The organism is Streptomyces sp. NA04227 (genome assembly GCF_013364195.1).
Classification (GTDB): domain Bacteria; phylum Actinomycetota; class Actinomycetes; order Streptomycetales; family Streptomycetaceae; genus Streptomyces.
In genome coordinates, this window is record NZ_CP054918.1 from 1,522,325 (window position 1) to 1,540,008 (window position 17,684).

Consider the following 17,684-nt stretch of genomic DNA (forward strand, 5'->3'; position numbering starts at 1 on the left):
TCCTTCTGTGCTCGGCCCCGTGCTCAACGCCCGTACGCGGAAACGCCCAGGAAGCGGAACAGGGATGGGTACTGGATCTCGTAGGTCGCGTACTCGACGGAGGGGTCCAGGCCCCACTCGCGCTCCGCGTGCTCGACCCAGGCCCGGTAGGTGGTGATCTCGATCTTCATACCCTTGTCGGGCCCGGTGGTGACCAGGAGGTCCGGCGCGGTCGTGAAGCGGCCTTGCGCATCGCGGGTCTGGCCGACGGAGACGATGCCGCGTTCCTTGCCCCAGTCCACGGCCGCGCGTTCCACGGCCTTGCCGAAGACCTTGCCGACCGACCGCGTCATTTCCGCCTTGGTCGAGTTGCCCGAGGAGAACTGAAAGGCCGCTCGTGACAGGTCGTTGAGCTCCTTGGCCGAGAGGTGTTCGGCGAGCTGAACGGGGTTGGCGTGGAACTGCCGTACCAGTTCGCTGACTTTGGCCTGCACCGTCTGCTGGGTGGTACGGATCTGCACCGTGCCCACGCGCGGAGCCCGGCTGAAGTCCATGCTCCGGTTCCGTGCCGCCGCGGTGCCCATACCCGCGACGCCTTGCGCGAACTGCTCCAGCGCCTGGCTGCCCTGGGCGAGGTTGCGCAGCTTTTCGGGATCCTTCTCCCCCATGACGATCTCCGTGCCCACGACCATCGAGGCGAGCGGCGACTGGGTCTGGATCTTCAGGGTCTCCAGCATGGCCCGGCCGCGTGCCTCGATCTCGGCATAGGGGATGCCGCCCGGATCCGGACCGGCCTGCGGCATGTTCTTGATGCCCCGGTCCGGTTCGAGACCGGGCATGGGCAGACACTGGTTGCCCACCGTGTTGGGCGCGGCGGTGCCCTGGGTGCCGGTCGTGTCCGTCGTCGACACGGGCCTGCCCCGGACGTAGGTGTAGGTGCCGGGCCCGTCGACCAGACCCGCCGGGTCCGGTGAGGTCCAACGGGCCAGCCACGGCGCGTAGTAGCGGGCTCCGTGGTAGGCCAGGCCGCTCTCCTCGTCGCGTTCCTTGGCGGTGAAGCGGTACCGCTTGCGTGCGAAGCTGCCGAAGCTGGTCTCCCCGTAGGGCGAGTACTCCTCGCGGTTCATGAACGCGCCGGAGGCCGCGTCCGCTCCGCCCGCCACGACCGCGCTGCTGCCCAGGTGGTCGTCGAAGTGGTACGTCACAGGGGCGTCGGACGCGCCGTCACCGGCGAACGCCGGTCCCACCCGGATCAGCGCGACCCTGCTGTCCCCGTCCGGGATGTGCAGCGTGTTGTTCTCGCCGCCGCCTCGTCGGTGATGCTCGAAGACACCGTCGACGTAGACGGTGGACTCGGGGCTGCCGCCGTTCTTGCGGACGAGCTTCTTCACACGTGTGCCGTCGGCGCCGTACAGGTGCACCGCTTCCACCGAGGCGGGCCCGTCGCCCGCCCGCACGCTGAACCCGGTCATCAGGTCGGCGTGGTTCCAGGTGAAGTGACGGGAGCCGTTCTCCCGCAGCAGATTGCCGTTGGCGTCGTAGAGGTAGTCGTCCTCCCGGGTCCCGGCGGCCACCTGCTCCAGCCGGTTGGCGCCGGCTTCGAGCCGGTACGTCCTGGTGAAGCTGCCGCTGTCGCCCGCGGCGTGCCGCAGCCGCTCCAGGTTGCCCACCGCGTCGTAGGCGAACGTCTGTTGGTAGGCGCGGGTGAGGGTGGCGTCGTGGTGCGGGGCGGTGACCGCCCAGGGCTGCGGGGGTCCGGGCCGGTCGGCCTCGCGGCCGGTGGCCGACAGCAGGCGGCCGATGGCGTCGTACTCGAAGAGCCGGTCCAGTGCGTCGGGTCGAGGCGGGATGCCGCAGCCGGGAGACCTCTCGCGCATCGCGGTGACGTTGCCGATCAGGTCGTAGGCGTAGCCGATGTCCTGCAGCGGCTTGGCCGCGTTCTCGGGGACGTGGGCGAGCGGCGTGGCCGGGTCCTCGCGCACCCGACCGGTCCACAGACGTTGTCGTCGCGCGGTGCGCGGATCGTGCGCGAGGGCGGTCATGACTCCGTTGCCGTGGATCACGAACGTGCGCTGCCCGCGGGCGTTGTAGGCCACTTCCCGTACGTAGGGCTGCCCGTCGAGGGTCAGCCGGGCCAGCGCTCCGGCCGCGGTGTACTCGGCCCTGAGCAGCCGTGTCGTGCCCTCGACGTCCTGCGGATAGCGCAGCGAGGTGATGCGGTTGAGGGCGTCGAAGGTGGTCGCCGTGCGGTAGCCGGAGCTCTCCAGCGACTCCTGCGCCTTTGGACGGTCCCAGTCGGTCCGCCAGCCGGGCGCGAGCACGCTGTCCTTGATGACACGGCGCGTGCAGGAGGTGACATTGCCCTTGAAGTCGTAGGCGTCGTAGGTGAGCAGTCCGGCCTCGTCGAAGTAGCGGTGCGGGCGGCCGAGCCGGTTCGCCAGGGCCTGGGCCCGGCGCTCGGCGGGCGGCTGGGCCGGGCTGCCGCCGTCGCCGTACTCGACGCGTTCGCGCAGCACCGTCGGTTCGCCGGACGTGTCGCGTGCCCAGAGCCCGGCCAGCCGGCCGAGCACGTCGCGCACGCTCAGGACCAGGGCGCCGCGCCCGTCGCGCTGTTCGACCGGACGGCCTTCCGCGTCGTAGACGGTCTGCCTGGTGCCGCTGTCGATGCTGTGCGAGCGCAGGCACTGTCCGGCCAGGTCGTAGACGTTCTCGACGGCCGTGCGGTCCAGGGCGTCGGTCACGGCCAGCGGGTTGCCGCGGATGTCGTACCGGGTGCGGGTGCGCATCTCCTGCACCGGCCCGCCCGGCTCCCGGCCCCGCTCGACCGTCTCGACGGTGCGTCCGAGGGCGTCCGTCACCACGCTGTGGGGGGTGTCGTGGTGGTGGCGGAAGCCGGCCGACGTATCGGGGTGGGTGCGCCCGGCGTTGTCGTTCGCGTCGTAGGTGAAGCTCTCCCACGGGCTGGGCTCGGCGGACTCGGGACGGTCGAGGGAGGCGGGCCTGCCCATCACGACGAACTGCTGTGATCCGTCGGGGTGCACGGTGCGCAGGAGACGGCCACAGGGGTCGTGGAGCGTACGGGTCCGGGGAGCGCCACCGGCCGGGTCGGGCCGCCGGTAGCTCCAGCCCGTGTCGAAGAACTGCTCGTAGGTGTCGAGGACGCGGCCCTTGTTGTCGTAGACGCGCAGACCGCTGACCACGACATGGGGCGGATCGCCGTCGGCCCGGCGTCTGCCTTCGACGGCGGCCGGACGCTCGGTCTGGTCCGCCGGGATCACGTGGTCGCCGGTGCGGTCGTCGCCGTAGCGCACGTCCTCGGCGCGCACCCGCAACTGCACGAGCCGTCCGAACCCGTCGGAGAACTCCCGGCTTTCCACCGTGTCGCTTCCGGCGGCCGGGTCGTGGTGGACCCGCCGGGTGGTGTGCACATGGACGGGCTCGGCGCGGTCGCGGAAGGAGCGGAAGTCGTAGTCGAGGACCTCGCTCGGCTGCTCCCGGTCGCCGCGCGGGGAGCCGTCCGCCGCGGTGCCGCTGATGGTGCTGGAGGCGAGCAGGCCGATCGGGGTGTACGTGTAGCGGGTGAGGGCCCCGTTGTGGTCGGTGATGGTCCGGGGCTGCAAAGTGCGGGGGTCGTAGGCGACTTCGACGGTCAGTCCGGCCGCGTCGGTGACCTTGGCGGGCAGCAGTCCGAGGGGCTCGTACGCGATCTCGGTGTCCCGCTCGTCGTCCGTGCCGAGCGGCCCTCGTTCGGCCGTCACCAGGCCCCGTACGGGTCGCCCCGGCTCCTGGAAGTCGTAGCGCAGCCGCCGGGTCCGGGCGAACCAGCCCTCGGTGGCCACACCGTCGGGACCGTGCCGGACCAGGCCGGCCCGGGGGGCCAGGAGCGCCCGGAAGCCCTCGGGGTAGTCGTCGCTCCAGCCGGGTGCCCCGTCGGTCAGATACGGGGGAAGCCGGTCTCCGTAGGCACGGCGGAGGATGTCGTCGGTGACGGTGAGCTGCTCGGTGCGCACCGGGGCGCCGAAGGTTCCGGCCCGGCCCAGCGGCAGGCCGGTGAACGCCTCCCCGTCGTAGTGGGTGAGGGTCTGCCCGATCAGATGGTGGTCGGCGGCCGAGTCGGGAAGGTCGAACAGCTCGCGCACGGTCATCGGCCGGGACGGCCTCAGTTCGTAGGTCGTGCGGGCGGCGACCCGGTCGGCCAGGTAGTGGCGCTCGATGTCGTCCGGGCGGGCGTGGTGGACGCGTTCGCGGACGGTCAGATAGGCGTCCGAGGTGTCGTCCATGGTGCGCCAGCCGCGCGGACAGCCGACCCTGACCCGCAGTACGGGCTCTCCATAGGCGTCGGGATCACCGGTGAACGTCAGCTCGGTGCGGGGATCGTCACCGCGCTCCCAGTACGTGGTGCGCTCCGCGCGCGGCCAGGTCACGTAGACCGGCCGCGGCCGGTCCCCCGCCGTGTCCTCGCTCTCGGCGCCGGGCCGAAGCCGGTTCAGCCGACGACGGGTGCCGTCGTCGCAGGTGACCCGGTCGTCCACGGCCCAGGCGCACTCGGTCACCGTGTAGGGGCGACCCTCGCGGGCGCTGCCGTCGAGGGCGTACAGCTCGGTGCGCAGCACCTTGCCGCGCAGCGCCCGCAGGGCGTCGCGCTTGGCGCGGCGGGAGCCGGGCCCGGCGGGCAGCGAGGCGAGGAACGCGGCCGTCGCCGGGCGGTGCCCGAGGAGATCGGTGTCCCCCGGCCAGTGGTCCGCGGTGTGATCGGCCTCCGCCCATGCGCCGTCCTCGTCGCCCACCGCGCCCTGGTGGAACCAGGTCTTGCGCAGCACCGGCGGAGCGAAGTCCGCCGGGTCGACCGGCCGGACCGGGGGCTGCCCTTCGTCGGCGCGGTGATAGTCCTCGAAGGTCTCGGTGTCCCGCTGCTCGACCATGCCGAATCCCCGGAACTCGCGTTCCGAGCCGTCCCAATAACCGTGGTGGTACGCGTACTCGGTGGTCAGCCTCGATCCCGACACCTGATCGGTGACCTCGACCTGGTGCACCACCTGGACGGGGAAGGGCAGCGGTGTGCGCCACCGGGTGGCCGGGGAAGCCCGGTCCCGCAGACAGAACAGGGTGGACGGCGCGTACCGCACCGTCGTCACGGCACCGAGGTTGTTGTCGGTGGAGGTCAGCAGATAGGGCTTACGGCCACCGGTCAGGTCGAGGAACCACATCCGGTCGCCCCCGGCCGCCGTGGCGTCGGCGGTCCAGAACACCCCGGCGGCTCCACTGCCGAGAACGTCCGTCATACGTACGGCATCGGCGTGGCCGACCCGCGGGGTACCGGTGATGACGTACGGGTCCTCGCTCCAGCCGTTGCCGCTCTGGTTGAGCCACACCAGGACCTTGCCGTCGCCCGCGTACACGAGGTCCGCCAGACCGTCACCGTCGACGTCGCCGAGGAGGACCCGGCGCGGGTCGAAGGAGGAGCCGACGTGCGCGGCGAAGTCGGGGCCCGGTCGCATCCGGATCCGGGGGCCCCAGTCCCCGCGTCCGAGCTGGGGCCAGTAGTCGAACGATCCCGAGTTGACCAGCGCGATGTCCTGGAGTCCGTCCCCGGTGAGGTCCGCCCACTTCACGCGCGGATCGTCGAAGTCGACGGCGGGAAAGCCGTCCAGGACGTCCCGGTCCACCACCCGGGTCGTGTCCCAGCCCTTGTCCGGGTCCTGGAAGAAGCACTCGAGCCGGGTGCCTGAGCGGATCGCGTCGGTGACTCCGTCGCCGTCGAGGTCGATCAGCCGGACGTTCGGATCCTTCAGTCCGAAGCTCGGGGCGTGGCTGTAGGAACGGAAGGCGCCGCCGTCCCAGAGACCACCGAACCGCATCGGGAAGTAGCCGGTCTGTCCGGGGCGGGCGACGAGCAGGTCGCTGCGTCCGTTGCCTTCCGCGTCCAGGAGCTGGACACCGTTGTCCGTGAGCGCGGTGCCCGAAGGGGCCGATGTGACCGTGGTGGGCAGGGCGAAGCTGCCGTCGCCGCGGTTGCGCCAGTAGCGGGAGACGGTGCTCAGTTCGACGATGTCCGGCAGACCGGTGCCGAAGAGGTCGACCAGTTCCAGGGAGGGGTCGGCCAGCGAGTGCGCGGGAAGGTTCTGCCCCCGCACAGGGGCGAAGCGGCGCCGCTCGGGGTCAAAGGGCAGATAGCCGAGCGACAGCGGGGGAAGCTCCTCGGCGCGGTCCCCGGCATCGTCGAAACCGGCCATCTGCACACTGCTGAGCAGGCTGACGCCGTTGCCCTCGGCGGCGCGGTACCCCAGCCCGTACTCGCGCCAGGGCCGCACGGCGTCGGAGTCGGTCTCGACGAGGATCCGGGAACACAGCCGACTGGTACGGATCTCGAAACCGGCCCGGTACTCGGAGAACGGGTCGGTCCGCGAGGTGTAGAAGAACGTGACGTGGACGGCGTAGCGGGTTTCGTCGCTCGCGTCCGCGTCCATGTCCGTGTCCGTGCCCTGCTGATCGGTGCCCCGCTGGTCGGCGTAGTCGATCCCGGTGAGCAGGGGCTGGTCCCAGGAGTGGGGCGCGTCGGCGGCCGACCCGGCGTCGCGCTGCTCGTAGCGATAGCGCACCGTGTTACCGAACGGATCGGTCGTCCGGCTGGGATGCCAGGCGAACACGCGCTCCGCCCCGGTGCCGGGCCGGCGCGTCACCGCCGGATCCTTCCAGCCCGCCGGCGCGCCTGCGGGGCGCCGCGTCCCGTACCTGGTGACCGTGCCGTCCTTGGCCCGCACCTCCCAGTAGTCCTGTGCCCCGTCCTTGAACCGTTCGATCCGGCTGAACTCCTCCTCGGTTCGCGGGCGGTACGTCACGGGCCCCGGCCCGTTGCCCGCGACCGGCGTCAGATCCTCCGCCCCGGAAAGGACGAAAACGTCATCGCCCCGGTACCTCGGCACTCCCCGAGAAGTCTTCCGGCTGATCCCGGGCACCGTGAGTTTCCACCCCATACCGAACAGACCGTTGCCGTGCCCGGTGCTGTAGACGAGGCTCACCTGCGGCTGGAAGCCACCGCGCCCCGGCGGCAGCGAGAGCGGAAGCGTGAAGTTGGCGGTTCCGGTGTGGAGATCCGCGCTGAACTTCTCCCCGATGCCGTGCAGAGCGCCCCCGCCCGTGGGGCGGCCGACGATGGACTCGGGCGCCCGCGTGGTGTCGCCCATGCCATGTCACCTGCTAATAGGGAAGCACGCCCCGTGCGGGGCCTATGGCTCTTTCAGGCTCTCTCCGCCTTCGCGGGGCTGCAACCGGGCGGTTTTCTGCCGGGGCCGGCGGTGTGTGCGGCGTGGGTGTGACTACGGCCGGTCACTCCTGGGAAGCCGAGCCGGGCAAGGCAGTTCGGGCAGGGCGCGGTTCCCGAATGTCCGGCCCGATCCTGGCGAAAGTCACACAGGACTCTCCGCCGGGATGGGCATTCCCGCCGCAGGCTTTCGAGAACTCGGCTCCCTCGATGGGGAGTTCATGCCTCGAGACCTGAAAGACCCGCAGTGCCCGCAGCGCCGAGCCCAGAGCCGACTTGTTCACTCGCCGTACTCTGCCCACCAATCGGCGAACGGCACAGCATGCGCCAGGGCTTTGTCACGGTAGGCCAGAAATGTCACCAACTCCTCCTCGCCTAGGAACTCGGCGTTGAGGAACTTTCCGTGCCCGTCGTAGATCATCGTCCCAATGATCTGTTCGTCGAACAGCCAGAAGTCCGGGGCTTCCGGGATCGGATTCTCCTGATCGGTGGTGTCGAGGATGAAGAACTCCTCCCCGGCCTTCATGTTCCGGATGTACCCCCAGCCGAGTTCGAACCGCAGATAGTCGTTCAGCGGACGGGCCAGGATGTGGACGCGATACATGCGCTTCCCGGACTTGATCGCGTCTCCGACCGTCGTCATCCACGGATTGTCCGTGAAACCTTCCGGCTTCGGCTTTCCCGCGAGGAAGGCCTGGTACGCGTCCACACCTCCGGACTGGCTGTAGTCGTCCATGGTTTCCAAACGGAACGCTTCGCGGTTGAACTCCTCGAAGCAGCCCCCCAACGACCTAGGTTTCACGGCATCATCCTCTCCGGTCGCCACGTCTCTTGATCGATCCTTCCGGACGGGGACCCACAGTGACAAGCCGCTCACGTTTCCGTTACTGGAAACCGGACAAGGACGGTCACAACACTTCGGCCCGTCCCCGCACATGACGCATCGCAGGGACGGGCCGAAGCCACTGGACCAACTCGAATCTGGCTCAAACCTGAGCCGTATCAGCCCCCTTGGCCGTCTCCCCCTGCTCCGAGTCGAGCGAGTCGGTCGAATCCGACGGCGCCGACTCCCCCGCCTTCCGCGCCCGCTTGGCCGCCTTCTTCTTCACTCGCCGTTCCTTCCTCAACTCCACCGCCGTATAAAGCGTCGGTACGAGCAACAGCGTCAGCAGCGTCGAGCTGATCAGGCCGCCGATCACCACCACCGCGAGCGGCTGGGCGATGAAGCCGCCCTCGCCGGTGATGCCGAGGGCCATCGGCAGCAGGGCGAAGACGGTGGCGAGGGCCGTCATCAGGATCGGGCGGAGGCGGTGGCGGCCGCCTTCGATCACCGCGTCGACCGTGCTGTAGCCCTGTTCGCGGTACTGGTTGATCAGGTCGATGAGGACGATGGCGTTGGTGACCACGATACCGATGAGCATCAGCATGCCGATCAGCGCCGGGACGCCCATCGGGGTGCCGGTGGCGAGCAGCAGGCCGATCGCGCCGGTGGCCGCGAAGGGGATGGACACCAGCAGGATCAGGGGCTGGATCAGGGAACGGAACGTCGCCACCAGGAGCATGAAGACGATCGCGATCGCGGCCAGCATGGCGAGGCCGAGTTGGGCGAAGGCCTCGTCCTGGTCCTCGGAGACGCCGCCGATGGAGGCGGTGGCGCCCTCGGGGAGGTCGAGTCCGTTCATCGTCGAGTTGAGGTCCGCGCTGACCGCGCCGGTGTTGTCGGCGGTCGGGCGGGCCTTGATGGTCGCGGCGCGCTGGCCGTCGATCCGGGTCATCGAGACCGGGCCGTCGACGAGCTTGACCTCGGCGATGTCGCCGAGCTTCACCGCTCCGAGCCTCAGCTTCTTCAACTCGTCCGCCGTACGGGCCTGTTGGGCCGAGCGGATCACCACATCGCGCTCGGTGTCGTCGAGTACGGCCTTGGCGCTGGGTACGCCGTGCACCGCGCTGGCGACCGCCTGGCCGAGGGTCGCTTCGTTGTAACCGGCCGCTGCCGCCTTGGCGTTGGGCTTCACGGAGATACGCGGGACCGACTCGGCCAGGTCGCTGGTGACGTCGGTGACGTCGTCGAGTCCGGCCACCGCCTTGCGTACCTGCTCGGAGGCCTTGGCGAGGACGGCGGGGTCGGCGGCCTTCACCTCGACGCTCAGGTCCTGGGCGCCGAAGCCGTCGCCGGGGGTGATGTTGGTGGTGCCGACGCCGTCGATCTTCTCCAGGCCCGCCTCGATGTCGTCCTGGACGTCCTCGAAGTGGGCGTCGTCGGCGATGGTCACCTGGTACGAGGCCTGGTTGGTGTCCATGCCGCCGCCGAAGGCCGCCATGAAACCGGAGGAGCCGATGGTGACCTGGTAGTCCTCCACGCCGTCGACGCCGTCCAGCAGTTTCTCCACCTCGCGGGCCGAGGCGTCGGTCGCGGCCAGGCTCGTGCCGGGCTTCAGGCGCTGCTTGACGGTGAGGACTTCCTGTTCGCCCTGGTCGAAGAAGTTGGTCTTCAGCAGGGGTGCCATGGCGAAGGTGCCGACCAGGACCACGGCCGCGATCGCGATGCTGGTCAGACGGCGCCGGGTGGCGAACCGCAGGACCGGTACGTACCAGCGCTGGAGCCTGCTGCGGGCCTCCTTCTCCTCGGCGAGGCGTCGCACCTCGTCGGGGTCGGTGTCCCGCGTCTGCTCGGGGGCGCGCAGGAACCAGTACGAGAGGACCGGTACCACCGTCAGGGAGACGAGGAGCGAGGCGAGCAGGGCCGCGGTGACGGTGAGCGAGAAGCCGCCGAAGAGTTCGCCGATCATGCCGCCGACCAGGCCGATCGGCAGGAACACGGCGACGGTGGTCAGCGTGGACGAGGTGACCGCGCCGGCCACTTCCTTGACCGCGACGAGGATCGCGTCCTCGCGCTTCTCGCCGTAGCCGAGGTGCCGCTTGATGTTCTCAAGGACCACGATCGAGTCGTCGACCACGCGGCCGACGGCGATGGTCAGGGCGCCGAGCGTGAGCATGTTCAGGGAGAGGTCGCGGGTCCACAGCACGAGCAGCGCAAGGACGACCGACAGCGGGATGGAGACCGCGGTGACCAGGGTGGAGCGGATGGAGGCGAGGAAGACCAGGATCACCACGACGGCGAAGACCAGGCCGAGGGCGCCCTCGGTGGTCAGGCCCTCGATGGACTTCTGTACGGCCGGGCCCTGGTCGCTGACGACGGTCAGCTTGGCGCCGGGGCCGAGGTCGCCGCGCATGTCGTCGAGCTTGTCCTCGACCGCGTTGGAGATGGCGACCGCGCTGCCGTCCTGGTCCATGGTGACCGTGATCGCGAGGCTGGGCTTGCCGTTGGTACGGGTCAGCGACTCGGCCTTCGCGGGCCGCTGTTCGACCTTCGCCACATCACCGAGGCGTACGGGCTTCTTGACGCCCTCGCCCGTGATCATCAGGTTCTCGATCTGGCGCAGCGTGGTGAAGCCGCCGCCGACCTGGACGGTGCGGTTCTTGCCATCTTCGTCGAAGGATCCGGCGGGGACGGTGGCCCCGCCCGCTTCGAGCGCCGGGCCGAGCTGGGCGGGGAGCAGGCCCGCGGCGGCCAGCTTGCGGTCGTCGGGGGTGACGGCCACTTCCAGGTCGCGTACGCCGTCGACGGTGACCTGGGCGACGCCGTCGATGTCCTTCAGCTCGGGGACGACAGTGCGTTCGAGGCGGTCGTTCAGGGCCTGCTGGTCCTCGCGGGAAGAGGCGGCGAGGACGACGGTGGGGATGTCGTCGGTGGAGCCGTTGACCACCTCGGGGTCGACGCCGGAGGGCAGTTCGGGGCGGGCGCGGTTCACGGCCTGCTGCACGTCGGCGACGAGTTGCTCGGAGTCGGTGCCGTAGTCGAACTGGGCCAGGATCAGGGCGTTGCCCTCGCTGGCCGTGGCGGTGACGCCGGTGATGCCGTCGACCGCGTCGAGGTTGTTCTCGATCGGCTCGACCACCTGCTTCTCGACCACGTCGGGCGAGGCACCTTCGTACGGGGCGAGGACCGAGACCACCGGCAGCTCGATGCTGGGCAGCAGTTGCTGTTTGAGTTGGGGTATCGCCACGGTGCCGAAGGCGATCGCGATGATCGACATCAGCCCGACGAGGGCGCGCTGGCGCAGGCTGAACCGGGACAGCCAGGACATGAAACGGGTCTCTCTTCTGTGGCGTGCGCGGCAGGAGCAGGGCACGCCCCGGACCGTGTCACGGATCGTCCCGGGGTCACGCGGAGAAAGAACCGGAACCGGCGCGGCGGCGCACCGGTGCCGCGGCACCCACTCGGCAACCCGCGAAGAACCCGTGGCGGAAAGGCCCTTGGGTGCCCGCCTCATACCCTGTGGCATGCCCACACCGGAATCCGTCCGCCCTCGGTCCAAATCCTGCGGGGCGACTACTGCGACGGCAGTATCCGGGCGGGGTGCTCAGTCCAACCGAGGGCGTACCAGGCCGGACTCGTAGGCGATGACGACCAGGCCCGCGCGGTCGCGGGCACCGAGTTTCGCCATCGCGCGGTTGACGTGGGTCTTCACGGTGAGCGGGCTGACGTCGAGGCGTACGGCGATCTCGTCGTTGGACTGGCCGCCCGCGACCTGGACCAGGACCTCGCGTTCGCGGCTGGTCAGGGCCTGGAGGCGTTCGGTGTGGATCTTCTCGCCGTCCGGTGAACTATCGCCCTGGGCAAGGAACTTGGCGATGAGGCCCTTGGTGGCCGCCGGTGAGAGCAGGGCCTCGCCCGCGGCGGCGACCCGGATCGCGGTGAGCAGTTCCTCGGGTTCGGAGCCCTTGCCGAGGAAGCCCGCGGCGCCCGCGCGCAGGGACTCGACCACGTACTCGTCGACCTCGAAGGTGGTCAGTATCACCACGCGTACGCCGCCGAGTTCGGGGTCGGCGCTGATGGCACGGGTGGCGGCGAGGCCGTCGGTGCCGGGCATCCGGATGTCCATCAGGACGACGTCGGCGGACTCGGAGCGGGCGAGCCGGACGGCCTCGGCGCCGTCGGAGGCCTCGCCGACCACGGTCATGTCCGGCTCGGAGTCCACGAGCACCCGGAACGCGCTGCGCAACAGCGCCTGGTCGTCGGCCAGGACCACCTTGATCGTCACGCGCCGCCTCCCGCGGTCACCCGGGCCGGCTCCGCACCGGCCGTGAACGGCAGGATCGCATGGACCCGGAAGCCGCCGCCGTAGCGGGGCCCCGCCGTGCAGCTGCCGCCGAGCGCGGTGACGCGCTCACGCATGCCGAGCAGCCCGTGCCCGCCGCCGTTGACGGCCCCGTCCTGCCCCGGGTGCACGAACTCGCCGTGCCCGCCCGGGCGTTCAGGGCCGTCCTGCCCGTTGCGGCCGGTGCCGGTACCGCCCGTGGCGCGGGCGCCCGCGCCGTCGTCCAGGACGGTGACCTCCAGGTGCTCGCCCACCCGGATCACGCTGACCTGCGCCTCGGCGCCCGTGCCCGCGTGCTTCTGCACGTTGGTCAGCGCCTCCTGGATGATCCGGTACGCGGCCAGGTCCACGGCGGCGGGCAGCGGGCAGCGCACGGTCCCGTCCCGGCCGGGCTCACCGCGCCCCTCGACGCCCTGGCCCTCACCGCCCTGATCCTCGCCGTCCTGGTAGGAGCGGGCGATGTCGACGGGCAGGCCAGCGTGGCGGAAGGTGTCGACCAGTTCGTCGAGCCGGTAGAGCCCGGGCGCGGGTTCGGTGGGCGCCTGCGGGTCGCCGGACTGACGCAACAGGCCCACGGTGGCGCGCAGTTCGTTCAGTGCGGAGCGGCTGGCCTCGCGTACGTGCGCGAGCGCCTCCTTGGCCTGGTCCGGCCTGCGGTCCATGACATGGGCGGCGACCCCGGCCTGGACGTTGACCAGGGCGATGTGGTGGGCGACCACGTCGTGCAGATCGCGCGCGATGCGCAGCCGCTCCTCGGCGACCCGCCTGCGCGCCTCCTCCTCGCGGGTGCGTTCGGCTCGCTCGGCCCGCTCGCGCATCGCGTCCACGAAGGCCCGACGACTGCGTACCGCGTCACCGGCCGCCGCCGCCATGCCCGTCCAGGCGAAGACGGCGATGTTCTCCTGTGCGTACCAGGGCAGCGGCCCGACCAGCATCGCGGCGGCGGTGAGCACGGTCATGGTGAGCAGGCCGACCCGCCAGGTGGTGGGCCGGTCGGTACTGGAGGCGACGGTGTACAGCGCGACCACCGCGCACATCGCGACCGGCGCCCGCGGGTCCCCGGTGACCAGTTCGACGAAGGAGACCGTGACCGTCACCGCGAGGACCGCCATCGGGGTCCGCCGGCGGAAGACCAGCGCGAAGGCGCCGATCACGGTCAGGACCAGGCTCGGTATGTGCGGGACCCGGGTGAACCACTCGGGTCCGTGGGGCCCGTGCGGGTCGGCGAAGGAACCCACGACCACACAGGCCAGTACGCCTGCGGCAAGGGCGGCGTCCATGACCAGCGGGTGCGCCTGGAGCCGGCGCCGGGCTCGCTGGAAAGTACTCACCAGCCAACGGTACGGGGCCCGGTGTGCGCGCGGAACGTTCCTGCGGGTGGCCCGTCCCACCCCGAGGGCCGGGCTCGCGGGTCCGGCCGGAAGAACAACGGGCGCAGTGAGGGCGCGCGAAGGATCCTGCGGCCCGGTCACGTCCGTCCGCCCCGGCGCTCAGCCCGGGAGGAGTCCGTCGTCCTTCAGCAGGTCGCGGACTTCCTCCAGGGTGGCGTCCGGCGCTGGGAGGATCAGTTCGGAGGGCTCCAGGGAGTCGTCCGGGAGAGGTTCGCCGAGGTCGCGCACCTTGTCCAGGAGGGCGTGCAGCGTGCGCCGGAAGCCGGAGCCGTCGCCGCTGCGCAACTCCTCGGCGAGCTCGTCGTCGAGCTTGTTCAGTTCGGTGAGGTGGCCCTCGGCCAGCCTCACCTGCCCCTCCCCCATGATCCGTACGATCATGTCGCCCTCCTCGGACGCGCGGTGTGGCTCCTGACTGGCTACTGCTTGGCTACTGCTTGTCGAAGCGCGGAGTGTCCTGCGGCTGGTTCTGCGCCCGCTCGCCCCGGTCGCCGCCCTCGATGGCCTGCTGGTTGTTGCTTCCGCCCGCCAACTCGGCCTTCATACGCTGGAGTTCGATCTCCACGTCGGTGCCGCCGGAGAGCCGGTCGAGCTCGGCCTGGAGGTCGTCCTTCTGCATACCGGACTGGTCGTCGAGCGCGCCGGAGGCGAGCAGCTCGTCGATCGCGCCCGCCCTGGCCTGGAGCTGGGCGGTCTTGTCCTCGGCGCGCTGGATGGCCAGACCCACGTCGCCCATCTCCTCGGAGATCCCGGAGAAGGCCTCGCCGATCCGGGTCTGCGCCTGGGCGGCGGTGTAGGTGGCCTTGATGGTCTCCTTCTTCGTACGGAAGGCGTCCACCTTGGCCTGGAGGCGCTGCGCGGCCAGCGTCAGCTTCTCCTCCTCGCCCTGCAGCGTCTGGTGCTGGACCTCCAGGTCGGACACCTGCTGCTGGAGCGCGGACCGGCGGGACAGCGCCTCGCGGGCGAGGTCCTCACGGCCGAGCGCGAGCGCCTTGCGGCCCTGGTCCTCCAGCTTCCCGGACTGCTTCTGGAGCTGGCCGAGCTGGAGCTCGAGCCGCTTGCGGGAGGTCGCGACGTCGGCGACCCCGCGACGCACCTTCTGCAGCAGTTCGAGCTGCTTCTGGTACGAGTAGTCGAGCGTCTCGCGCGGGTCCTCGGCCCGGTCCAGGGCCTTGTTCGCCTTCGCGCGGAAGATCATCCCCATACGCTTCATGACACCGCTCATGGGCTTCGCGCGCCCCCTTCTTGACGGACTCCGCCTACACCACACCAACAGAACCCACACTACGGGCCCTGGTTCCATTACCGCACTGTCCCGGGACGGATGGGCTCCTCCCCAAGGACGACTGCCGCACACCTCGCTCCCGCGCAGGGAGGAGTTCGTTCCCCACGGGGCTCGCGCAGGAAGGCACGCTTTTGCGCCCGCTCCGGTTCCGGCCCCGGGCGCACACGTACCGGAACGGCCTGCGCGCCGGGGGTGAGCGGCACGGTTTGTTCCGGCTCGTGCACGTATATCGCTGACAGTCGCTGCCGGATTGTTCCCTCAGGAAGGGGGTTCACACCTGGGAACCCCGTACCCTTGGGTTTTGTGTTCCGTAGCCGTTCCAAGGAAGAGAAGGCCCCCGCCGAGCAGGCGCCCGAGGCCGACTCCACGCAGCCCCGTGACCCGCAGGCCCCCAAGGGCCGCCCGACGCCCAAGCGCAGCGAGGCACAGTCCCAGCGCCGCAGCGTGATGGCCCCGACCTCGCGCAAGGAGGCCGCCAAGCGCCAGCGCGAGGAGCGCCGCACCCAGCTGGAGAAGCAGCGCCAGGCGCTGGCCACCGGCGACGAGCGCTATCTGCCCACCCGCGACAAGGGCCCGGTGCGCCGCTACGCCCGCGACTTCGTCGACTCACGCCTGTGCGTGGCCGAGTTCTTCCTGCCGCTCGCCGTGGTCATCCTCGTCCTGAGCCTGGTCCAGGTGCCGCAGCTGCAGAACTCCGCGCTCCTGCTGTGGCTCGTCGTGATCGTGCTGATCGTGCTCGACTCGATCTGGCTCGCGGTCAGGCTGCGCAAGCGCCTCGCCGAGCGCTTCCCGGACCAGCCGCGCCGCGGAGCCGTCGCGTACGCCCTGATGCGCACCCTTCAGATGCGCCGCCTGCGGATGCCCAAGCCGCAGGTCAAGCGCGGAGAGAAGCCCTGAGCGAGGAGTCCGGCAACAGGGTTGGCGCGGAGCTCGGCGGGAAGTCCGGCGAAAGGCCCGGCGGGGAATCCTCGGCTGCCTCAGCGGTGGCCTGGCGGGACTCCGGCACGGCTGCCCAGCGGTGGCTGCGCGGGCTCGGTGGGCTGCGCAACGCCGTACGGCAGGAACTTGTCGCCCGGCAGGTCGAGGAACAGATCGGCCGGCTCTTCCCGCTCGGTCGTCGCCTTCGGGTGCTCGACGTCGGGATGGGCCAGGGCACCCAGGCCCTGCGGCTCGCCCGCGCCGGGCACACGGTCACCGGCCTGGAACGCGACCCGGCCATGCTGGAGGCGGCCAGTGTCGCACTGACCGCCGAGCCCGAGGGCATCCGGGAGCGGATGCGCCTGGTGTGCGGCGACGGCCGGGACACCGGCGCACAGTTCCGTCCCGGCAGCTTCGACGTGGTGCTCTGCCACGGCGTCCTGATGTACGTCGACGAGCCGGACCCCCTGCTCGCCGGCCTGGCCCGGATGCTCGCCCCCGGCGGCCTGCTCTCGCTCCTGGTACGCAACGGCGACGCACTCGCCCTGCGCCCCGGCCTCGCGGGCGACTGGGCGGGCGCCCTTGCCGCCCTCGACCCGGACGCGACGAGCTACGTCAACCGCCTCGGAGTACCGGCCCGCGCGGACCGGCTGGCCGCGCTCACCGAGCATCTGGCGGGGATCGGGGCGCCGCTGAGTTGTTGGTACGGGGTGCGGGTGTTCACGGACCAGGTGAGCGACGAGACAACGGCGGCGGATGTCGGGGGCGACTGGGAGGCCCTGCTCGCGGCGGAGGAACGGGCGGGGCGGACGGATCCTTATCGGCGGGTGGCGGCGTTGCTGCATTTGTGCGGGGTTCGGGGCGGGTGAGGGGAGGGGGTGGGGTGGGGCGGCGATGCCTCCGCACGGGGGCCTGTCCATCCTCAGCCGGGCCTCCGCGCGAGCGTAAGTGGCTGTCCACCCCGACGGTCCGGCACGGCCGCGGGCGCATCATCTGCCATTGTTGCCAATTACTGCCCCCACTCGAGCAAGGCCCCGCCAGGAGACGCCTAGCGGGGCCTCGGATGTACCGCTGCTTTCTACTGAGAGGGCTGTACAGCCTCAATCAATCGCTCAAGCAGCACGTGGAGCTGTTCGATACTTCCGACCTCATGATGCTCGTTAACCGCAGGCCCGGACTCATCACCCACCATGTATTCCGCCTCACCTGTCGACCAAATCATCAACTCTCCAAGTCGCCCTTGGAATTCAAGCTCGACCCACGCCGAATGCTTGGTCCGGCCATCTCGCGTGCGGTCGAATGTGATCTCAAGGTCAGCGCTATGGGCCTCCTGGACCTTGCGCTGACACCAGGCAGCGAGAATCTCCGTGAAGTCTACTTTCGGCATACCAGAACTATACAGGTGGCCGGCGGCATCGAGAGCGGGGGCGGACCAAACATCTTTGTCGTGATATTTGGCCCGGGAATTACGGCCCATTCCGGCTTACTTGCCGGCTTCAAAAAAGACGACGGCACTTTGAATCTCACAAATATAGTACCTGCAGGAGTGACCTTATAGTCTTCCGGATCTCCGGTCCGAACAACGAAAGTCCTACCACCGGCTCCCTCTTGAACGCGAGCAGAATTTTTCATTTTCGCGAACTCATCATCGTCCATCCAGCGCCCGACCTCAGTGAGATCGTCACCGTCGT

10 protein-coding genes are annotated in these 17,684 nt (G+C 70.1%); 2 read left to right on the forward strand and 8 right to left on the reverse strand.

Features of this window, described 5'->3' with window-relative positions; genetic code table 11:
• Positions 1-23 precede the first annotated feature (23 nt).
• The 7 genes from HUT18_RS06270 to HUT18_RS06300 form a co-directional block, all read right to left on the reverse strand.
• Positions 24-7,163, reverse strand: coding sequence for a SpvB/TcaC N-terminal domain-containing protein (locus HUT18_RS06270; RefSeq protein ID WP_176098562.1), 7,140 nt, complete (start codon positions 7,161-7,163; stop codon positions 24-26).
• 357 nt (positions 7,164-7,520) lie between these two features.
• Entirely contained in the window at positions 7,521-8,066 is a 546-nt protein-coding gene (locus HUT18_RS06275; RefSeq protein WP_254878451.1) for a DUF6879 family protein, read from the reverse strand.
• A gap of 160 nt (positions 8,067-8,226) precedes the next feature.
• Positions 8,227-11,388, reverse strand: coding sequence for an efflux RND transporter permease subunit (locus HUT18_RS06280; protein ID WP_176098564.1), 3,162 nt, complete (start codon positions 11,386-11,388; stop codon positions 8,227-8,229).
• A 276-nt stretch (positions 11,389-11,664) separates the two neighbouring features.
• Positions 11,665-12,345 (reverse strand): response regulator transcription factor, encoded by a 681-nt coding sequence (locus HUT18_RS06285; RefSeq protein WP_176098566.1) that lies wholly within the window; start codon positions 12,343-12,345, stop codon positions 11,665-11,667.
• The gene (locus HUT18_RS06290; protein WP_176098568.1) at positions 12,342-13,733 is read right to left on the reverse strand and encodes a sensor histidine kinase; all 1,392 of its coding nucleotides are present in this window, start codon (positions 13,731-13,733) and stop codon (positions 12,342-12,344) included. The genes HUT18_RS06285 and HUT18_RS06290 overlap by 4 nt, the downstream gene beginning before the upstream one ends.
• A 159-nt stretch (positions 13,734-13,892) precedes the next feature.
• Entirely contained in the window at positions 13,893-14,171 is a 279-nt protein-coding gene (locus HUT18_RS06295) for a hypothetical protein (RefSeq protein WP_176098570.1), read from the reverse strand.
• A gap of 49 nt (positions 14,172-14,220) precedes the next feature.
• A complete protein-coding gene (locus tag HUT18_RS06300) occupies positions 14,221-15,015 on the reverse strand; it encodes a PspA/IM30 family protein (RefSeq protein WP_176098572.1) in 795 nt (264 codons plus the stop codon).
• Between the two features lie 288 nt (positions 15,016-15,303).
• On the opposite strand from HUT18_RS06300, the gene HUT18_RS06305 reads away from it, so the two are divergent.
• Positions 15,304-15,972 (forward strand): DUF3043 domain-containing protein, encoded by a 669-nt coding sequence (locus HUT18_RS06305; RefSeq protein ID WP_176104319.1) that lies wholly within the window; start codon positions 15,304-15,306, stop codon positions 15,970-15,972.
• A 143-nt stretch (positions 15,973-16,115) separates the two neighbouring features.
• On the forward strand, positions 16,116-16,862 hold the full coding sequence (locus HUT18_RS06310; protein ID WP_254878937.1) for a bifunctional 2-polyprenyl-6-hydroxyphenol methylase/3-demethylubiquinol 3-O-methyltransferase UbiG: 747 nt from the start codon (positions 16,116-16,118) through the stop codon (positions 16,860-16,862).
• A gap of 209 nt (positions 16,863-17,071) precedes the next feature.
• On the opposite strand, the gene HUT18_RS06315 is transcribed toward HUT18_RS06310, so the two are convergent.
• Positions 17,072-17,380, reverse strand: coding sequence for a hypothetical protein (locus HUT18_RS06315; protein WP_176098574.1), 309 nt, complete (start codon positions 17,378-17,380; stop codon positions 17,072-17,074).
• Between the last annotated feature and the right edge of the window lie 304 nt (positions 17,381-17,684).